Origin of the sequence: Polaribacter sargassicola (assembly GCF_021991835.1) — a bacterium.
Classification (GTDB): domain Bacteria; phylum Bacteroidota; class Bacteroidia; order Flavobacteriales; family Flavobacteriaceae; genus Polaribacter; species Polaribacter sargassicola.
Genome location: NZ_JAHDAU010000001.1, coordinates 675,098 through 695,765, shown reverse-complemented (window position 1 = coordinate 695,765; position 20,668 = coordinate 675,098). Strand labels below are relative to the sequence as shown.

Annotated in this window: 16 protein-coding genes; 9 read left to right on the top strand and 7 right to left on the bottom strand. The window is 28.2% G+C overall.

Annotated features, from left to right (window positions below; all coding sequences use genetic code 11):
• The 5 genes from mfd (at position 1) to KI686_RS03030 (ending at position 9,293) form a co-directional block, all read left to right on the top strand.
• The gene (gene mfd, locus KI686_RS03050; RefSeq protein WP_237587782.1) at positions 1-3,333 is read left to right on the top strand and encodes a transcription-repair coupling factor; all 3,333 of its coding nucleotides are present in this window, start codon (positions 1-3) and stop codon (positions 3,331-3,333) included.
• Entirely contained in the window at positions 3,333-4,190 is an 858-nt protein-coding gene (locus tag KI686_RS03045; RefSeq protein WP_237587781.1) for a DMT family transporter, read from the top strand. Before mfd ends, KI686_RS03045 begins: the two co-directional genes overlap by 1 nt.
• A gap of 240 nt (positions 4,191-4,430) precedes the next feature.
• Entirely contained in the window at positions 4,431-6,833 is a 2,403-nt protein-coding gene (locus tag KI686_RS03040; protein WP_237587780.1) for a TonB-dependent receptor, read from the top strand.
• 25 nt (positions 6,834-6,858) lie between these two features.
• Complete coding sequence (locus KI686_RS03035; protein ID WP_237587779.1) at positions 6,859-8,223, top strand: DUF4374 domain-containing protein; 1,365 nt, start codon at positions 6,859-6,861, stop codon at positions 8,221-8,223.
• Between the two features lie 131 nt (positions 8,224-8,354).
• Positions 8,355-9,293, top strand: a complete 939-nt coding sequence (locus KI686_RS03030) for an energy transducer TonB (protein ID WP_237587778.1) — start codon at positions 8,355-8,357, stop codon at positions 9,291-9,293.
• 106 nt (positions 9,294-9,399) lie between these two features.
• On the opposite strand, the gene KI686_RS03025 is transcribed toward KI686_RS03030, so the two are convergent.
• Both KI686_RS03025 and dprA read right to left on the bottom strand, forming a co-directional pair.
• Positions 9,400-10,467, bottom strand: a complete 1,068-nt coding sequence (locus tag KI686_RS03025) for a hypothetical protein (RefSeq protein WP_237587848.1) — start codon at positions 10,465-10,467, stop codon at positions 9,400-9,402.
• Between the two features lie 23 nt (positions 10,468-10,490).
• Entirely contained in the window at positions 10,491-11,594 is a 1,104-nt protein-coding gene (dprA, locus tag KI686_RS03020; protein ID WP_237587777.1) for a DNA-processing protein DprA, read from the bottom strand.
• A 96-nt stretch (positions 11,595-11,690) separates the two neighbouring features.
• On the opposite strand from dprA, the gene KI686_RS03015 reads away from it, so the two are divergent.
• The 3 genes from KI686_RS03015 (at position 11,691) to KI686_RS03005 (ending at position 13,710) form a co-directional block, all read left to right on the top strand.
• Positions 11,691-12,617: an HU domain-containing protein gene (locus tag KI686_RS03015; protein ID WP_237587776.1), complete on the top strand. Its 927-nt coding sequence runs from the start codon at positions 11,691-11,693 to the stop codon at positions 12,615-12,617.
• Between the two features lie 74 nt (positions 12,618-12,691).
• Positions 12,692-13,201: an acyl-CoA thioesterase gene (locus tag KI686_RS03010; protein WP_237587775.1), complete on the top strand. Its 510-nt coding sequence runs from the start codon at positions 12,692-12,694 to the stop codon at positions 13,199-13,201.
• Between the two features lie 14 nt (positions 13,202-13,215).
• Positions 13,216-13,710, top strand: coding sequence for a mechanosensitive ion channel family protein (locus tag KI686_RS03005; protein WP_237587774.1), 495 nt, complete (start codon positions 13,216-13,218; stop codon positions 13,708-13,710).
• A 4-nt stretch (positions 13,711-13,714) separates the two neighbouring features.
• Here KI686_RS03005 and KI686_RS03000 read toward each other — a convergent pair whose 3' ends face one another.
• From KI686_RS03000 to KI686_RS02985, 4 genes are all read right to left on the bottom strand, one after another.
• The gene (locus tag KI686_RS03000; RefSeq protein WP_237587773.1) at positions 13,715-14,950 is read right to left on the bottom strand and encodes a murein hydrolase activator EnvC family protein; all 1,236 of its coding nucleotides are present in this window, start codon (positions 14,948-14,950) and stop codon (positions 13,715-13,717) included.
• Positions 14,950-15,720: a lipoprotein insertase outer membrane protein LolB1 gene (lolB1, locus tag KI686_RS02995; protein WP_497801186.1), complete on the bottom strand. Its 771-nt coding sequence runs from the start codon at positions 15,718-15,720 to the stop codon at positions 14,950-14,952. The genes KI686_RS03000 and lolB1 overlap by 1 nt, the downstream gene beginning before the upstream one ends.
• Before the next feature lie 2 nt (positions 15,721-15,722).
• Complete coding sequence (locus tag KI686_RS02990) at positions 15,723-16,595, bottom strand: tetratricopeptide repeat protein (RefSeq protein ID WP_237587771.1); 873 nt, start codon at positions 16,593-16,595, stop codon at positions 15,723-15,725.
• Between the two features lie 108 nt (positions 16,596-16,703).
• A complete protein-coding gene (locus tag KI686_RS02985; protein ID WP_237587770.1) occupies positions 16,704-17,720 on the bottom strand; it encodes a sugar nucleotidyltransferase in 1,017 nt (338 codons plus the stop codon).
• Between the two features lie 300 nt (positions 17,721-18,020).
• Between KI686_RS02985 and KI686_RS02980 the strand changes: the two genes are divergently transcribed.
• Positions 18,021-19,880, top strand: a complete 1,860-nt coding sequence (locus tag KI686_RS02980; protein ID WP_237587769.1) for an ABC-F family ATP-binding cassette domain-containing protein — start codon at positions 18,021-18,023, stop codon at positions 19,878-19,880.
• Here KI686_RS02980 and KI686_RS02975 read toward each other — a convergent pair.
• Complete coding sequence (locus KI686_RS02975; protein WP_237587768.1) at positions 19,877-20,593, bottom strand: 3'-5' exonuclease; 717 nt, start codon at positions 20,591-20,593, stop codon at positions 19,877-19,879. The genes KI686_RS02980 and KI686_RS02975 overlap by 4 nt on opposite strands.
• Positions 20,594-20,668: the final 75 nt, after the last annotated feature.

Genomic DNA, 20,668 nt, shown 5'->3' with positions numbered 1-20,668 from the left:
TTGAGCAAGCAGAACATAGTAAACCAATATCAAAAATCTGCAAATATAGAAAAGCTAATTAAGGCTCTTCAAAAAGACAAAAACAACATACAAATAACTAACTTAGTTAACTCTTCTTTGTCTTTTGTTATTTCAGAAACTTTTAAAAAAGTAAACAAACCTTATCTTTTAATTTTTAATGATAAAGAAGAGGCCGCCTATCATTTAAATGATTTAGAACAACTTTTAGGAGACAAAAACGTTCTTTTCTACCCTGGATCCTATAGAAGACCTTATCATATTGAAGAAACGGACAATGCCAATATTTTATTACGATCAGAAGTATTAAACAGGATAAACTCTAGAACAAAACCGGCAGTTATTGTTACTTATCCCACTGCTTTGTTTGAGAAAGTAGTAACAAAGAAAGAACTTGACAAAAGCACATTAAAGATTAATATAGGAGAAAATTTATCTTTAGATTTTGTAAACGAAGTTTTGTTTGAATATAAATTTAAACGTGTAGATTTTGTTACTGAGCCTGGAGACTTCTCTGTAAGAGGCGGAATTATAGATGTATTTTCTTTTTCTAATGATGAACCTTTTAGAATAGAATTTTTTGGTGATGAAATTGATAGTATTAGAACTTTTGATGTAGAAACACAACTATCTAAAGAGAAGCTAAAAAAAGTTTCTATAATGCCTAATGTAGAAAACAAAACTCTACAAGAAAACAGAGAGAGTTTCTTAAAATATATCTCTTCTAAAACCATTATTTTTACAAAAAACATTAACGTAATTACCAGTAATTTAGATAAGTTTTACCAAAAAGCAGAAGAGGCTTTTAAAAATCTATCTAAAGAAATTAATCACGCAAAACCATCAGAATTATTTTGCGATGGTACTTTTATAAAAGATCAATTACAAGATTTTTCTTTAGTTAATTTTGGCAATTCTATTACCAATAAAAACATAGAAATAGAATTTAACACCAAACCTCAACCTTCTTTTAACAAACAATTTAATTTATTAATTGCAGATTTAAATGAACATCACATTGCTGGTTTTACCAATTATATTTTTTGCGCTAACGAGCAACAAGCAAAACGTTTTCATGACATTTTTGATGATGCAGAAGAAGAAGTACATTACGAAACTGTAATTTTTCCGCTATACAAAGGCTTTGTAGATGTAGAGCAAATGTTGGTTTGTTATACAGACCACGAAATTTTTGAACGTTATCATAAATTCCGATTAAAAAATGGTTACGCTAAAAAACAAGCTATTACCTTACAAGAAATTAACAAATTAGAAATTGGTGATTATGTAACACACATGGATCATGGAATTGGAAAGTTTGGCGGTCTCCAAAAAATAGATGTTCAAGGTAAAAAACAAGAAGCAATAAAATTAGTTTACGGAGAAAGAGATGTTTTATACGTAAGTATTCATTCGCTTCACAAAATATCTAAATTTAACGGCAAAGACGGCAAAGCACCTAAAATATACAAATTAGGTTCTGGTGCTTGGAAAAAAGTAAAACAAAAAACCAAAGCAAGAGTTAAACATATTGCTTATAATTTAATTCAATTATACGCCAAAAGAAAACTACAAAAAGGTTTTGCTTACGGGCCAGATACACATATTCAGCATGAGCTAGAAGGTAGTTTTATGTATGAAGACACACCAGATCAATTTACTGCTACGCAGGATGTAAAATTAGATATGGAAAAAGAACAACCCATGGACAGATTGGTTTGTGGTGATGTTGGTTTTGGTAAAACAGAAGTTGCTGTAAGAGCTGCTTTTAAAGCAGTAGATAACGGTAAACAAGTTGCAGTTTTGGTACCTACAACAATTTTAGCTTTTCAACATTACAAAACATTTTCAGAAAGATTAAAAGATTTTCCTGTTAAAATAGATTACTTAAACAGGTTTAGAACTGCAAAACAAAAAACAGCAGCTATTGATGGTGTAAATAATGGTGAGGTTGATATCATCATCGGTACACATCAACTAACAAATAAACGTATACAGTTTAAAAATTTAGGTTTATTAATTATAGATGAAGAACAAAAATTTGGTGTTGCTGTAAAAGACAAGTTAAAAACCTTAAAAGAAAATGTAGATACACTAACGTTAACCGCAACCCCAATCCCTAGAACCTTACAATTTAGTTTAATGGCCGCTAGAGATTTATCGGTTATAAAAACACCACCACCAAACAGACATCCTATAGAAAGTAATGTTATCCGTTTTTCTGAAGAAACCTTAAGAGATGCCATTTCCTATGAAATTTCTAGAGGAGGACAAGTTTTCTTTATACATAACAGAATAGAAAACATAAAAGAAGTTGCTGGTTTACTACAAAGGCTCGTTCCATCAGCAAAAATTGGTATTGGTCACGGACAAATGGAAGGCAAAAAACTAGAAGAATTAATGCTAGCTTTTATGGCTGGTGATTTTGATGTTTTGGTTTCTACTACAATTATAGAAAGTGGTTTAGATGTGCCTAATGCTAATACAATTTTTATTAATAATGCTAATAATTTTGGATTGTCTGATTTACATCAAATGCGAGGTAGAGTTGGGCGCTCTAACAAAAAAGCCTTTTGTTATTTTATAACTCCGCCTTATCATATGATGACTGATGATGCTAGAAAACGTATAGAAGCATTGGTTTTATTTTCTGATTTAGGAAGCGGAATTAACATTGCCATGAAAGATTTAGAAATTCGTGGAGCTGGAGATTTATTAGGTGGAGAACAAAGTGGTTTTATAAATGATATTGGTTTTGATACTTACCAAAAAATATTACAAGAAGCTATTGAAGAGTTAAAAGAAAATGAATTTAAAGAACTATATCCTACTGATAACTCTAAACCAAAAGAATTTGTAAAAGAAGTACAAATAGATACAGACTTTGAAATTCTTTTTCCGGATGATTATATAAATTCTATTACAGAAAGATTATCTTTATACTCGAAATTGGGTGATTTAACAAAAGAAAGTGAATTGCAAAATTTTGAAAGTGAAATTGTAGACAGATTTGGAGAATTTCCAACGCAAGTTGAAGATTTATTAAACTCTGTACGTATAAAATGGCTAGCAAAAGAACTTGGTTTAGAAAAGATTATTCTAAAACAGAAACGTATGATTGGTTATTTTGTTTCTAATCAACAAAGTGATTTTTACCAAACTGATGCTTTTTCTAGAATGTTAAAATACGTTCAACTAAATAGCAAAAGTTGCGTTATGAAAGAGAAAGAAACAAAAAACGGCTTACGTTTATTAATAACTTTTATTAGAATTGATTCGGTTAAGACAGCATTAGATATTTTACAAAAAGTGTAATGGAAAATACGCACGCAAAAAATTTATCATTTCTACTTTTAGGAACCCTTTTTGTTAGTACATCTGGTGTTTTAGGTAGATATATTGCTTTACCGGCAGAGGCAATTATTTTTTGCAGAGCATGCCTTGCCTCTTTTTTTATGTATGTTTTTTGTCGTTTTAAAAAAATAGATCTAAAAATAAAATCTAAAAAAGATTTTTATTCTTTTATCATTAGTGGTTTTTTTATGGCCTCTCATTGGGTTACCTACTTTATGGCTTTAAAATTATCTAATGTAGCTTTAGGCATGTTATCTATGTATACATTTCCTGTAATTACTGCTTTTTTAGAACCCTTTTTCTCTAAACAAAAAATAAATCCTGTACATATATTTTTAGCTATTTTGGTTATAATTGGTATGTATATTCTTGTACCTAATTTCTCTTTAGAGAACACTTATTTAAAAGGCATTTTATTCGGAGTTTTATCGGCATTTTTTTACGCCCTTAGAAATCTTACCATTAAACAACACGTAAAAGATTATAATGCAAGTATGTTAATGTATTATCAAATGGTTATTATTGCAACCCTATTAATACCTACATTATTTTTTAGCGATTTTTCTAACCTTAAAAGCCAAATACCTCTTTTACTGTTAGTTGCTCTTCTTACAACTTCTGTAGGACATACAATGATGGTAAATGCTCTAAAACATTTTTCTGCATCTACTGCAAGTATTATTAGTAGTGTTCAACCAATATTCGGAATTATTATTGCCTACTTTTTTGTAAACGAAATTCCTTCTTTTAATACTTTTATTGGCGGAAGCTTAATTTTATCAACAGTTATTATTGAGAGTATCAGAAGTAAAAAATAGCTTATTATTTCCTTTTTCACTCAATAAAAACATTTTCTCACCTCCTTTTAAACAAAAACAAAACAACGCTCAATACAGAATAATTAATAATATCAACTATTTTCTTAATTATTATTAATTAGATTAATTATAAATTATTGTTAATTCATTAAAAAAGTTTAAAAATAATAATTCTTCAAATCGTTTATACTTATTTAGATTAATTACAAATAAAGTTATATTTGTCAAAAATAATAACTCATGCTTTTTGTAAGAATATTTATATTTTTCTTTTTATCCTCTTCTGTATTTGCTCAAACTGGCGATTTTTTTGGAAAAGTTAAACTTAGTAACAACGAACCCGCAATGGATGTATTTGTTATTGTAAAAGGAGACCACTTTTACAAAGAAGTAATTACAGACTTTAATGGAGAATTTTACATAAAATCTATTCCTTTTAATACATATAAAATTCAATTTCATTCATTAAATACTATAAAGAAAGAAATTACAGTTACATTAAATACTAAAAAGAAAGAAATAAACACTTCTCTAGAACTAACTAAAAATCAATTAGATGAAGTTAAAATCACTTCTAAAACAGCCGAAACAAAAAAGGAAACTGAAGGTTTTGCTGTAAATATTATAAAAACAAAAGAAGCAAGTATAAGAAACGTACAAACTAACGAATTATTAAACTCTACAGTTGGTGTAAAGCTAAGACAAAACGGAGGATTAGGCTCTAATGTAGAATATTCTTTAAATGGTTTATCTGGTAGATCTATTAGTATTTTTATAGATGGTATTCCTATTTCTGTATATGGATCTTCATTTAGTTTAAACAGTATTCCACCATCTATGATTGAAAACATAGAAGTCTATAAAGGTGTTGTACCAGGACATTTAGCAGATGATGCTTTAGGTGGCGCTATTAATATTGTTATGAAAAAGGGAGTAAAAACAAATTTAAATGCATCTGTTTCTTACGGTTCTTTCAACACTTTTCAGGCAAGTACTAACGGATTGTATCGTTATAAAAACTCAGGTTTTACAATTAAAGCTTCTGGTTTTTACAATTATTCTGATAACGATTACAAAATTAGCGGTAAAACAATTGTAGATAAAGGTTTAGGTGGAGTACAAACACTTATTACTGCCAGAAGGTTTAATGATGCTTATAGATCTACAGGTGGTATGCTACAATTTGGATACACAGATGTAAAATGGGCCGATCAATTTTTAGTTGGTATTACAGGTTCTGATGATTATAAAGAAGTACAACACGGTGCTTTTGTAAACACAACACCATACAAAGGCAGGTTTTTAGAATCTGATGCTTTGCTTACTAATTTAACTTATCTTAAAAAAGATTTCTTAGTTAAAGGCTTAGATATAAACGTAAATGGTTTATACGGAAAAAGAAATCGAGTTGTAAATGATACTACAGCTATTGCTTATAGTTGGACAGGAGAAAGAGCTATAGATTATAAAGGTGATGAGTTTGAATACATATGGGGTTCTCAAAGTGAAAATGGTCCTACTTTATTAAACATAGATAGAAAAGTAGCATCTATAAGATCTGGTATTTCTTATAATTTTAACAAACAACATAAACTATTATTAAATCATATTTATAGTGGTGTAGATAGAGAAGATACAGATGAAATGGTATCTCTATTAGAAAACACGTTTCAGCAAACAAGCGATTTATATAAAAATATTTTTTCTTTAAGTTATGAACTTAATGCGTTTAATAATAAACTTAAAGCAAATATTTTTGGTAAACACTACCGCCAAAAAGTATTAAATACATCACCAGAATGGAATGAATCTGAAACAGAAGTAATTGAAGCTATTTACGAAAGCAACAAAAACTACAACGGATATGGATTGGCTACATCTTATGCTATTTTACCAAATTTAACGGTTTTAGCTTCTACAGAAAAAGCGGTAAGACTACCAAGTGAAACAGAAGTTTTTGGAGATTTAGGAGATAACACAATTGCAAACCTAACCATAAAACCAGAAATAAGCCACAATTATAATTTAGGGGTTCGTTTTGGTAGATTTAATTTTAAAAAACATGGTTTAGTTATTTCTACCAATCTTTTTTCTAGAAACATAAAAGATTTAATTGGTTTTGATATAGATGGATGGGAAAATGATGAATTGGTACAATACGCTAATTTTGATAAAAAAAGTACCTCTAAAGGCTTAGAGGCTCAAATAGATTATACTTACAACAATAATTTAGGATTTAATTTCAACTTTTCTAAATTAAGTTTAGAGACTAAAAACACAGCAGGTATTACAGTAGATGTACCAAATACACCATTATTTACTTTAAATACCTCTTTACGTTATTCTATTAAAAATATCCTTCAAAAAAATAGTCGATTAAACTTATTTTACAACGCTTATTTTACAGATGAGTTCTCTTATATAGTACCACAAGGTACTAATACAGTGGGCCAAGAAAAGTTTTTAATACCTCAACAATTTATACAAGATTTTGGTTGTAGTTATACATTTCCTAAGAAAAAATTTGTTTTAAGTTTTGATGTCAAAAATATTTTTGACGAATCCGCTTATGATAATTTATCTGTACAAAAACCAGGACGTGCGTTTTACATAAAACTTAATTACTCAATCAATAAATTTTAACCTTAACCTTTAAATATTTAATAAAATGAAACAAACTATTCTAAACTATAAAGCATTAGCTTTTGTACTAGCATTTGGTTTACTAAACGCTTGTAGTGATGATGTTAATGATGATACTATTGATCCAGAAACACCTGTAGAAGACTCTAGATGGATAACTATTGCTGGTGCCAAAATGGGAGACGAACCTGGAGATGGTAATGGTGGTACGTTAATTTACGCTGTTACAAGTGAAGATGCAAAAGACCCAACTATATCTATAAATCCTTTTGAAAACGGATTTGTAGCCCCATCAAATAGAACAGCAAGATTACAAGCATCAGAAGATGGTAGTACTATCTTTAATATTAGTTATGCTGGAGATACTGGAGGAATCTATACAAAGTATACTGTAGAAGGTGGACAAACATTTACACAAACTGGTACAGAAGTTAGTATATCTGAATACGTAGGTACTGCACCTAGATGGATTAAATTATTTGACGGAGACCAAACTGGTTCTGCTGTTTATGTATCTACAGAACATCAAATTGATGACAACGACACACCAGATGACGCTACAGATGATACTTATTTACGTACTAGTGCTACAATAGGTATTGTTACTTTAGACTTGGTAAATTCGTCAATTAAAAACTTTCAAAGTTATGAAGTACCATTAAGTGATGAGGAAGAAGCGAATGGTTATTACATTTCTAGAATAGATATGCCTACTTTAAATGCTGCAGGAGATAAATTATATATTGGTGCACGTTTAAGTAAAGTAGACCCTGCAACGGTAGAAAGCGATAGCGATTATGAAATTTTAGGTTCTAAAACAATTGTTGTAGATTATCCTTCTTTATTAAATGCAACAGTAATTACATCTAGCGTAGGTCACGGAAACACTAATGGATACCGTAGTATTAATGCTTTTGAATATAACGGAAGTGTTTACCAAGCAAACCAAAGTGACCCAGAAGGTTCTTATATTTTAAAGATTGATGCAGACAACCAATATGATGATTCTTATGACTTTAATTTAGATGATGCTTTAGGTGTTACAGGTGCTTATATCTTAGCTTGGAGACCTGCTGCTAACGGAAAAGGAGTATTAGCTTACCGTCATGATGGTTCTCAAGAAGGTCTTGCTGGTAGAGGAGAAAGCTTTTTTGCCTTAGTAGATTTAAACGCTAAGACAGCTACAAAAATAGAAGAAATCCCTTATGATGTAGACATGGAAATGTTTCAATACCAAGGATTTGCTGTAGATGGTAACGAAATTTATTTCACTGCTGCTTCTGTAGGACAAAATGGAAACATTTATGTTATAGATACAGAAACTGGTGTAGTTACTAAGGGTGCAGAATTAGAAAATGCAGAAGGAAGCCACTTTATTGGTGCTTGGTAAGCCTAATAAACATTTAATAAAAAAGAGGTATAAGATTAATTCTTATACCTCTTTTTATTTATATAAAATTTTCATTAACAAAATTTTAACTTTGGCATCTTCTTTGATTTTAGAATCGTAAAGCTAATATTATGAAATCAAAATTTAAGATTACAATTCCTAAACCTTGTCATCAAGATTGGAATAAAATGACACAAAAAGAAAAAGGAAGGTTTTGCAGTTCTTGCTCTAAAACAGTAATTGATTTCACAAAAAAATCTGCCATAGAAATTACTGATTACTTAACTAAAAATAAAGATACCAGAGTTTGTGGTCATTTTTATAAAAAACAATTAGACAGTATTATAATTGAAATTCCTCAAGTTACTTTTAAACAAGAATTATCTTTTGAAAAGTTATTTATTTTAGCTTTATTTTTTGTGATGGGAACAACACTTTTTAGTTGCCAATATGCTGATGGAAAAAAGCAGAAAATACAAGAGGTTATTATTGTTGATACTATCAATAAAATAGAAAAAGAAATTGACTCTCTAAAAGAAGACATTAAACAAGATTCTATTATTGTACCTAAACTAAGAACTGTTCCACCGCCGCCTTCTACAGTAGGTTTGACAATTTGTAATACAAATAAAGAAGAATCTAGAGAAACTATTATTACAACTGGTCTTGTTGAAGAACTACAAACCGATGGAGAAATTGAACTTATTGAAATTGAAGAAGAAGAAATTATAATGGGACTTATTATTGAAGAACCTCCAAAATTTAAAGAGGCCAAAGAAAATACTCAAAAAGATTTCTCTGAAAATATTAAAGAGTTTTTTGCAGAAAATTTTAACAGTGAACTTGTAGAAAAGTTAGACCTAAAAGAAGGTAAACACAAAATTTATACTGAATTCTCAATAGATAAAAATGGATATATAACTGACATTAAAATTAGAACTCCGTACTCTATAATAAAAGAAGAAGTTCTTAAAACATTTAAAAAATTACCGCAATTTATCCCTGGTAAACAGGCTGGTAAAATTGTAAAAACAAAGTATAATTTACCAATTACTTTAATTATTGAATAACTTTATTATAAAAAAATTAGACGGCAAACAAGCTTAGCCCTGATTGAAACGACATCCTTTTTTTTATTTTCGAAAAAAAGATATAGTGGAAAGCAGGAAATAGCTTCTAAAACAAATCTTTATTACGAATATCTAAATAGTTTCGTTTTACAAAAGACAAAATGGTTTCTAATATTTCGCCCATATTATTACAGTCTTTAAATTTAACGTCTCCCACATATTTTATTAAATGCTTTTTTAAAAGCGCTACGTTTTCTGGATAAGAAATGGTATCGTTTTTCATGCATTTAATTAACCATTCTGTTCTTCTTGGCGTTGTAATCATACGTTTTGCCATAAAAGAACGTTCTTCTATTTTGTATTGATTAATAGAACTATTTTGTAATTTTTTACTTACCATTTCTACCATTTTAAAGTTTTCCTTCATAAATTGTAGGTTGTAAACTTTTAAATTTCCCTCAAAAGATTGCTGATCAAAATCGATAGCTCTTATCTTATAAATAATATGGTAAAAATCGTGTGTTGGTGTTACTACGTAATTATAAGAACGCATATCTCCTAGTAAACGAACCAAACAACGCTCTTTAAATTTTACAAATTCTTTGGCTATTTGAGATTTTTCTGATTCGGTACATTTTGGTAAAAAATTTTTAATGAAATCGTCTCCCGGAATACCGACAATATGCTCTTCTATTAACGTGTCTTTATAGACTAAAAAGTTAATGTTATGCGGAGATAATATGTGCTCTAACTCTAAACCGTAAACACGAGAAGCATCTGCTTTTTTCACATAGAAATAGGTGTAATTGTCGTTTAATATATTTCTTACTTTTATTCTAAATGGTTTAGAGTTACCAAAAGTGCAATAATCTATAGCATCTACATTTAAAAATGGTAAAGTTTCGTCACTTCCATCAGAAAGTAACATCATATATATTTTTTTTAAACTTTTATCTATTTCAATTCTATCCCACTCAGAATAATAAGTACGTATCCAAAGTGTATCTTCATCATTTTTATCGTAAACAGTTACAGAACCCTGAAAACGAAGTAAATCATCATAAAAAATAGGAATTTTTACATTCCTTTTATATTTTTTTAAATACTCACTCAACATTTCATTAACAGGAAATGATGGTTTCTTTTTGGACATTAATTTTTTATCTGACTTCATCATATTTTCAAAAATAAGAATTATTAAGCAAGCTCAAACATCTTTCCTGCTAAAGGTTTTAAAACACCTTTTAATTCCATTTGTAATAATATTGATGGTAATTGATAAATAGGTATGTTACATTCTAAAGAAATAACATCTAAAACTTGCTTACCTTTTAAATGAAGGTAATCGTTTATTTTTTGTTCTTCTTCATTTAATTCTACAAATAACTGTTTTTGTATTTGTACTTGCGGTTTTTCTTTTAAATCCCAATTTAACATTTTTACAATGTCTGATGCACTAGTTAATAAATGTGCTTTATTATTTTTAATTAAATTATTACAACCTTTACTGTATAAATCTACGGTTCTACCCGGAACAGCAAAAACATCTTTATTGTAAGAGTTTGCAATATCTGCAGTTACCAAAGAACCACCTTTTGCTGCAGATTCTATAATAATTGTAGCATTAGAAATACCAGCAACAATTCTATTTCTTTTTAAAAAGTTTTCTCTTAAGGGCTGTTCTTCACTCCAAAATTCAGTTAAAAACCCTCCATTTTCATTTACTTGATTAATATATTTTTTATGAACCTTCGGATAAATCTGTTCAAAACCATGTGCCAAAACTGCAATCGTTTGTAAATTATGTTCTATCGCAGCTTTGTGCGCACAAATGTCTACTCCGTAAGCAAAACCACTTACAATTATAGGGTTGTATTCTGCTAACTCTTTTATTATATTATTACAAAAATCTCTACCATAAGAACTCATATTTCTTGTACCTACAATAGAAATTATTTTTTTGTTGTTAAAGTTAAGATTGCCATCTTTAAAAAGTAGGATAGGAGAATCTATACAATTTTGAAGATTTAAAGGGTAATCTTTATCTAAAAAATAAGAATATGAAATGTTATTTTTTTTGATGTAAGCCAACTCTCTTTCTGCCAATTTGATGTTTTCTGTATCAAAAAGCGTTTTTAAAACATGAGCACCAATACCATTTATTTTTGATAAAATAGTAGGTTTTTCTTTAAAAACCTGCTCTATATCTCCCACATTTACAATAAGTTTCTTTGCTAAAATATCTCCAACTGCCCTACATTTTTGCATTCTTAAGATTGCAAGTAATTTTTCTTCTTTCAAATTGATAACTTTTTGAATACCAATATATAAAATAATTGTTGATAAAATTGTTAAGAAATTGTTTTACAAAACACCATAATATTTATATTTGCTACAATGAATTTAGCGACATACATAAACGATTTATTATACAGATACGATTGCGTAATTATACCTGATTTTGGTGGTTTTGTAACTACAAGAATTGGAGCTAAGATGGATAGAGATATGCAAACTTTTTATCCGCCTACAAAACAAATTACGTTTAACAGTCATTTAAAACATAATGATGGTTTATTAGCTAATTATATTGCTTCTGCAGAAAACACATCTTTTGATAAAGCTTCTTCTGCAATTTCTTTGTCTGTAATTAAATGGCAAAATCAATTACAATCTAAAGCGATAGAGATAGATAATTTGGGTGTTTTAATGCTAAATGAAAACAAACAAATTATTTTTGAACCAAATACTAACGTTAATTACTTAACAGAATCGTTTGGTTTAAGCACTGTTAAATCTACTGCAATTCCAAGATTAAAAGAACAGAATGTTGTAGTAAAACCATTAACACCTGTTACATCATCTACAAATGATGATAAAAAAGTAATACCTGCTTTTATAAAATATGCAGCATCTGCAGCAATTTTGTTAACTTTAGGTTTTGCTGGTTATAATGGTTATCAAAATAATCAACAGAAAGAAGTTTTAGCTAAAAAAGAAATAGCAATACAAAAGAAAATACAAGCTGCTACATTTGTAATTTCTAATCCTTTACCAACAATAGATTTAAATGTTGTTAAAGAAGTTTATAAACCTTACCATATAGTTGCTGGTGCATTTCAAGCTATAGAAAATGCAGAAACAAAAGTAAATCAACTAAAAGAAAAAGGTTTTAATGCTTCTATAATTGGTACCAATAAATGGGGATTAATACAAGTTGTGTTTAATAGCTATGTTAACCGTAACGATGCTATTAATAACCTTTACAAGATTCAAAAAACAATCTCTAAAGACGCTTGGTTATTAGATGAAACTTTAAATTAAATAAGTTTCTTTAACAGTTAAAGGTTTTCTTTAAATAAGCTATTCTTATATTTGCCAAAAATATTATATTATTTATGGAAGCAAAAACTCCACTAGAATCATTAACAGTACTTACAGATTTAGTTTTACCAGGTGAAACTAATTATTTAGATAATCTATTTGGTGGTGAGTTACTTGCTAGAATGGATAGAGCTTGTAGTATTGCAGCCAGAAGACACTCTAGAAGACTTGTTGTTACAGCATCTGTAAACCATGTTGCCTTTAGTAAAGCAATACCCGTTGCAAGTGTAGTAACTTTAGAAGCAAAAGTTTCTAGAGCTTTTAAATCTTCTATGGAAGTATATGTTGATGTTTGGATAGAAGATAGACAATCTGGCCAAAGAACTAAAGTTAACGAAGGTATTTATACTTTTGTTGCTGTAGATGAAACAGGAAAACCTGTACAAGTACCACAACTTATACCAGAAACAGAAATAGAGAAAACCCGCTTTGAAGACGCTTTAAGACGTAAAGAATTGAGTTTAGTGTTAGCAGGAAGATTAGACCCAAAAGAAGCAGGTGCACTAAAAAAAGTTTTTCTTTAAAATAAACCTTAGCTATGGAATTAGACAACTATAAAATAATAACATCTGTAACTATTTTTATAGTTGCTTTTTTTTTAAGAATATTAATTACCAATTCTCTTAAAAATATTCAAATAAAATTTGGATTTCAAGAAGCTAGAATTTTAGTTACCAACAAAATAATTAGTATACTTATTTATATAACAGTAATTGTTTTTATATCTTTTCTTTGGGGTGTAGATGAAAAACAGCTGCTTATATACGTTTCTTCTTTTTTAACCATTTTAGGGATTGCTTTTTTTGCTCAATGGTCTATACTTTCTAACATTACAGCTGGTATAATTTTATATATTAATTACCCTGTTAAAATAGGAGATTATATTACTGTTCTAGAAAAAGACAATAATATTACCGGAGAAATAAGAGATATTGGTGCTTTTTTTATCACCTTAAAAACACCAGAAAAAGATTTAATTACATTACCAAACTCTATTATACTTCAAAAAAATATTAGATATTATTCTGAATAAGGTTTTATCTTCTCAGAATCCAAGAAGCAGGGTTTAATCTTGTTGTATTTTTAAATAACACAAATATTAAAGTTGTTTTATTAGAAACTTTATCTGTAAAAATCTGACCAATTTTTTGCCCTGTACCTACTCTATCTCCTTTTTTCACATAAACAGATTCTAAATTATTATAAGAAGAAATATAGTTACCATGTTGTATTAAAACGTTTTTTCTACCTTCTTTACTTACCAATACATTTAAAACAGTTCCTTTAAAAATTGCATTAGCTGTGCTACCAGATGCGGTTACAATATGTAAACCTGTACCATTTATTGTAATTCCAGGAAAAGAAGGATGAGGCTGTGTACCAAATCTTCTTACAACAATACCTTCTCTTACTGGCCAAGGTAATTTTCCCTTATTCTGTTCAAAACTTGCAGCTAAGGCTTTTGCTTCTGGTGTTAAAACAAACTCGTTTTTCTTAACCGTTTTTGGCGTGGTTTTTAACTTTGTTTTTGTAACCTTATTAGCCTTTGCAATTTCATCTCTTATTAATTTATCTATACTTGCAGTAACTTTTTTCTCTTCTGCAACTTTTTTCTGCAAATCTCGCTTATACTTACTTCCTTTCTTTTTTATTAAAGAAATTAACCTTTCTTGATTTTTTTTATCATCTTCAATTTCTTGTTTTTGATTTTTCTGAAAAAGTATTAAAGTATCTTTTACTTGTTTTTGATAGAGTAAAGAGTCATTTAATTTCTCAACAACTTTTGCTTGCTTAGCAATACCTTCTCCTTGTTTTTTTCTATAAGAAGTATACTGTTTCATATACTCTAATCTTTTGTAAGCTTGATAAAAATCTTGAGAAGAAAGTAAAAACATTATTCTACTTTGTTGAGATTTACTTTTGTATGACTTTAAAATCATACTTGCATAATCTTCTTTTAACTTTTTAAGTTCTTTTTTTAATTTTTCTAATTCATTTTCATTTACTCTAATCTCTTTAGAAAGTGCATTAGCTTCTAAATTTATAGTAGCAATTAAACGTTCTCTTACCTCAATTTTTTTATTTAAATCTTTTAATTCTTCAAGAGCATTTTTTTCTTTTTTTTGCTCTTTAAACAACAAAGAATTTACTTGTTTAATTTCTTTATTTAATTTTATACGCTGTGCTTCTAGCTGTTTTCTTGTTTGGCTTTTAACAGAAAAAAAACTAAATAAAATTATTAAAATTGATATGTATAACTTTTTATTTATCACTACAATTTAATTTGTTTATACCCTTTTGGTATAGAAAAAGAAACATCAACATCTGTATTAAATTCTACAGATTTTAAAACAAAATCTATATTTGTAACCTTTTTTGGTTCTTTGGCAATTATTTTAATCTCTGAAGGAAAATATACATTATCTATAAAATTATACGAAGAATATAAAATATCTAATCGTTGTTCTTTTAAAGAATTTACTACAGATTGTTTATCTAACTTAAAATGAGAAGGGTTTATAAAAAAGAAAATATCAAATAATTGTTGTTGATTTTCTGGAGACAAAACATACGAATTATTTTCTATATCTATGTTTTGTTTATCTTCTTTTAAATTGATTAAAGACTGACCTAAAAATAAATTTTGTAGTTGATTAAAATTAATATCTACACCTAACAAATCTTTTAAAAGTTCAAAATTACCATCAAAATAAACCTTTGCAATTGGTGAATAAAATTTTACCGAAGTTGGTGTTATTTTAGCTTTAAATACATTTATAAACTTGGTACCCTTTAACCAAATTACCTCGTCTTTTATCATTTTTAAATTTACAGAAATATTTTGCTTTATTTTTCCGTCATTAAAATTTGCTTTCAATTTTGCGTCTACAGATTCTTTATCAAAATCTGAAGATATGTGTTTTCTTATTACTTTTTTTGCCGACATTTCTTTGGCTATATTATCTGTATCCATTAAATTCTTGTTTGATTTACAAGAAGTAAATATGATTAAAAACAGCGCAAAATACTTTAGACTTTTCATCTTTAACTTTTAATTTTTTTTATTTTTTCGGCTAACTTTTCTTCTTCTCTTGCGTTACCTAAACCTTTATAAGATTTTATCATTTCTTTATAAAACTCTACTTCTACATCATCTTCTATAACAAAATCAATACCATTCTGTAAAGTAGTTAACGCAACATTATATTCTTTCTTATAATTTAAAGCTTTTCCTTTCATTAAATACACAAAAGGTTGAGCGGGAAAAAGAGCGACTCCTTTACTACTATACTCAAGAATTTCAGAATTATCTTTAGACGTTTCTATAATTTTCTTTAAAATATCGTAAGATTTATTTGCTTTAAACTGCTCTTTTAAAGAAAGGTTCTGATTTGATTTGCTCTCTGAAATCACCTTTTTATTCGGTTTTTCTAGATTTAATTTTAACTTTTTTAAACTAGGAGAAAGCACTTTCTCTTTTTCCATCGTATTTAATAAAGCCAATGCTTTTGCAACTTCATTATTTTGTAAATATAACTTTACCAATAAATCTCTCTCATTAGAATTTAAAGCAACTACTTTTTCTTGAGTTAAAATACTTGCAGAAAAATCTTTTTCTTTTATTTTTATTTTAACCAAATGTTTTAGCATCCAAATGTTATTTGGATCTTTAATTAAAGCCCTGTTTATATACTCTTTTGCTAATAAAGTATTATTAAGTAAAAAATAATTTTTAGAAAACTCAAAAAATACAGCAACATTATTGGCTGTAATTTGATTACAGTTTTCTAAATTTTCAATAGCCTTTTTATAGTTTCCTATTGATTTTTCTGATAAAGCTTTAAAGAAAAACTTCTGAAATTCTAAATCCTTTTCTTCTGTTAAGTCTTTAGCAATTGGTATACTATCTTGTGACACAATATTTATAGAAAAAAGAATAAAAAATAAAGAAAAGAGAATTGATTTATAGGTATAAATATTCCTCTTCTCTTTTAATTTTTTTATTTTAATTCTATTCCTTAACATTTATATCAACTCGGTATAATCACCAATACTTATAGATGTAAATTTACCATTATATTTTGCATAATTACCAATCATTGCATTATCTAAATTTGCATTAGATATTTCTACATTCTCTTGTATAAGAGAATTTATAATAGTAGAATCATTAACCAAGCTATTTGCCCCAATAGAAACGTATGGGCCAATTTTAGTGTTTTTAAGAACTACATTTTTACCCACAAAACAAGGCTGAATAATTTCTGAATTTTCTAAAACTACATCATCCGAAACTAAATTATTACCTGCTTTGTGTTCAAAACCTAAAGTTTCTTTATTTGTATCTACGGTTGGGTCTTTTTTACCACAATCCATCCACGCATTTACAGTACCAGGAACAAATTTAGCGCCTTGTTCTTTTAAAGATTCTAAGACATTTGTAAGTTGATATTCGTTATTCTCTTTTAAATCGTTATCTATTAAATATTGAATTTCTTCTAGTAACTTATCACCATCTTTAAAATAGTAAATTCCAATAATTGCTAAATTAGAAACAAACTCTTTTGGTTTTTCTATAAAATCTGTAATAACACCATCATTTAATTTAACTACACCAAAAGCACTCGGGTTTGCTACTTTACTTACCCAAATTGCACCGTCTGCATTTACATCTAAAGTAAAATCTGCCTTAAACAATGTATCTGCATAAGCCACAACACATGGTCCACTTAAAGATTGCTTTGCACAGTAAATTGCATGTGCAGTACCTAAAGCTTCTTCTTGTACATACACAGAGCCTTTTGCCCCTAACTCTTTAGCTATTTTTAATAATTTTTCTTCTGTATTAGAAGGAAATCCTTTTGTTCTAGGCCCTATTACAAAAGCAATTTCTTCAATTTTTTCATCAATAACAGAAGCAATATCTTCTACTAAACGTTGTACTATTGGTTTACCTGCAATTACTGTTAAAGGTTTTGGTACTGTTAAAGTATGAGGTCTTAAACGAGAACCAATCCCCGCCATTGGTACGATTATTTTCATCTTTGTTTTTTTCTATTAAACAGTGCAAGATACCATTTATTAAGAGATTCTATAATATTTTTGAATTTAAAAAATTAATATCATTCTATATTCTCAACTCTTTTTAAGACAAAAAATGTTATAAATAAAACCTTAAAATTTACCTACTTGTAAGTAGTTATAAATACTACAAATTACAGTATATTTATACAATATATTTATATATCACTTCCCTCAAAATTCATTTTTTACAAATGTGCTTAAAAACTCAAGTTAATTCTTGGGTTTTTTTGTTTCTTTGCCAAACCTAAATATAACTTTGTGAATTATTTATCAGTTGAAAATATCTCTAAATCTTATGGAGAACGTATCTTATTTGAAGACATCTCTTTTGGAATTAACAAAGATCAAAAAGTTGCTTTTGTAGCTAAAAATGGTAGTGGTAAAACTTCTATCTTAAATATTATTGCTGGTTTAGATGTACCAGATTCTGGACAAGTAGTTAGTAGAAAAGGAATTTCTATTGCTTATTTGGCACAAAAAGATGATATAGACCCTAACTTAACTATAGAAGAAACTATTTTTGCAACTGATAACAAAATACTTTCTATTGTTAATCAGTATGAAAAAGCATTAAAAAACCCAGAAGATGCAGAAGCATATCAAACTGCATTTGATTTAATGGACCAATACAATGCTTGGGATTTTGAAACTCAATACAGACAAATTTTATCTAAATTAAAATTAGAAGATTTAACCTTAAAAGTTGGTGCTCTTTCTGGTGGACAAAGAAAACGTTTATCTTTAGCAATTGTTTTAATTAATAAACCCGATTTACTAATTCTTGATGAGCCTACAAATCATTTAGATTTAGAAATGATTGAGTGGCTAGAAGCTTTTTTTGCTAAAGAGAAAATTACTCTTTTTATGGTAACACACGATCGTTACTTTTTAGAACGTGTATGTAATGAGATTTTAGAGCTTGATGAAGGTAAAATATACAAATACAAAGGTAACTACTCTTACTATTTACAAAATAAAGAAGAACGCTTAGCGTTAGAAGCAACCAACTTAAGCAAAGCTAAAAGTTTATTTAAAAAAGAACTAGATTGGATGCGTAAGCAACCTAAAGCAAGAACTACAAAATCGAAATCTAGAACCGATGATTTTTATAAAATTAAAGAAAAAGCACATCAACGCAGAAAAGATCATCAAGTACAACTAGAAATAAATATGGAGCGTTTAGGAAGTAAAATTCTAGAACTGCATAAAATTTCTAAAGCTTTTGGCGATAAGAAGATTTTAGACAAATTTGATTATGTTTTTAAACGCGGAGAACGTGTTGGTATTATTGGTAAAAATGGTACTGGAAAATCTTCTTTTTTAAATGTAATTACAGAAACAATGCCCGTAGATTCTGGTAAAGTTATTTTGGGAGAAACTGTAAAATTTGGCTATTATACACAATCTGGTATTAAAATAAAAGAAGGCCAAAAAGTAATTGAAGTTATTAAAGAATTTGGAGAAGAAATTCCTTTAACAAAAGGACGAAGAATTTCTGCATCGCAATTACTAGAACGTTTTTTGTTTGATAAAAAGAAACAATACGATTTTGTAGAAAAGCTTTCTGGAGGAGAACAAAAACGTTTGTATTTATGTGCTGTTTTAATTCAGAATCCTAATTTTTTAATTCTTGATGAACCTACTAATGATTTAGATGTTGTTACTTTAAATGTATTAGAAAGCTTCTTATTAGATTATCCTGGTAACCTTTTAGTAGTTTCTCACGACCGTTATTTTATGGATAAAATTGTAGATGCTCTTTTTGTTTTTAGAGGAGAAGGTATTGTAGAAAATTTCCCTGGTAATTACTCAGATTTTAGAGCTTACGACAACTCTGAAACCAAAGAAGTAGTAGAAAAGAAAGTTGAAGTTAAAAAGGTAGAAAAAAAGAACACTAAAAATACTTTAAGCTTTAATGAAAAAAGAGAATTTGGTGCTTTAGAGGTAGAAATAGAAAGGCTACAAAAGAAAAAAACTACTATAGAAACTCAATTTTTAAATGTAGAAATTGCACCTGATGATATTGCTAAAAAGTCTGAAGAATTACAAGAAATTATTAATACTTTAGAAGAAAAAGAAGAACGTTGGTTAGAGCTTTCTATGAAATTAGAAGACTAAACTCTTATAATACTATCTTCTTTTAATAAGTTTTCGTTATTAAAACGAAGCAATATTTGTGCAATAGCAACGGTATCTTTTTCGCAATAAGTTACAATTCTTTGTATATTTTTTTCTTTGTAATATACATCTGCAACTTCGCTACCATCAATATCGTCTTTTGGTGACGGAACACCTAAAATTGAGGTTAATAATTTGAGTGATGTATAATGTTTATAGTCACCAAATTTCCAAAGCTCTAAAGTATCTATATGCGGAACTTCCCATGGTTTTTTGCCAAATAAATTCAATTTTTTAGGCAATTCTATTTGATGTACAATCATTCTTCTAGCAATAAACGGAAAATCGAATTCTTTACCATTATGAGCGCATAAAACATTCTCTTTTTTAGCAAAGTGTTTATCTAGTAAAACTTTAAAATCAGTTAAAACCTTATGCTCATCATCACCAAAAAAGGAAGTAACTCTTAATTGTCTGTCTTCTTTATTATCAACAAAATAAGCTACAGAAATACAAATTATTTTCCCGAATTCTGCCCAAATTCCTGCTCTATTATAAAACTCTTCTGTTGTAATATCTTCTTTTCTTTGATATTTTGTTTTTTTCTCAAATAATTCTTGCATCGTTTTAGAAACCGAACTCCAACTTTTTTCTTGTGGCACCGTTTCTATATCTAAAAACAAAATATTATTTAATTTGTAATTAAGATTCATAGCTATATTTTTTCTTTTCAAGCTAAATATACAAATAAAAAAAGCTCTAAAAATTAATTTAGAGCTTTATAAGTA

Excerpts from the sequence above, each read along its gene's own strand:
- KI686_RS03030 (WP_237587778.1), top strand. The coding sequence starts at position 8,355 with ATGAAATCAAAATTTAAGATTACAATTCCTAAACCTTGTCATCAAGAT.
- KI686_RS02985 (WP_237587770.1), bottom strand. The coding sequence starts at position 17,720 with ATGAAAATAATCGTACCAATGGCGGGGATTGGTTCTCGTTTAAGACCT.
- lolB1 (WP_497801186.1), bottom strand. The coding sequence starts at position 15,720 with ATGAAAAGTCTAAAGTATTTTGCGCTGTTTTTAATCATATTTACTTCT.
- KI686_RS03045 (WP_237587781.1), top strand. The coding sequence starts at position 3,333 with ATGGAAAATACGCACGCAAAAAATTTATCATTTCTACTTTTAGGAACC.
- KI686_RS03035 (WP_237587779.1), top strand. The coding sequence starts at position 6,859 with ATGAAACAAACTATTCTAAACTATAAAGCATTAGCTTTTGTACTAGCA.
- KI686_RS03010 (WP_237587775.1), top strand. The coding sequence starts at position 12,692 with ATGGAAGCAAAAACTCCACTAGAATCATTAACAGTACTTACAGATTTA.
- KI686_RS03005 (WP_237587774.1), top strand. The coding sequence starts at position 13,216 with ATGGAATTAGACAACTATAAAATAATAACATCTGTAACTATTTTTATA.
- KI686_RS03015 (WP_237587776.1), top strand. The coding sequence starts at position 11,691 with ATGAATTTAGCGACATACATAAACGATTTATTATACAGATACGATTGC.
- KI686_RS03025 (WP_237587848.1), bottom strand. The coding sequence starts at position 10,467 with ATGAAGTCAGATAAAAAATTAATGTCCAAAAAGAAACCATCATTTCCT.
- KI686_RS03040 (WP_237587780.1), top strand. The coding sequence starts at position 4,431 with ATGCTTTTTGTAAGAATATTTATATTTTTCTTTTTATCCTCTTCTGTA.
- KI686_RS02975 (WP_237587768.1), bottom strand. The coding sequence starts at position 20,593 with ATGAATCTTAATTACAAATTAAATAATATTTTGTTTTTAGATATAGAA.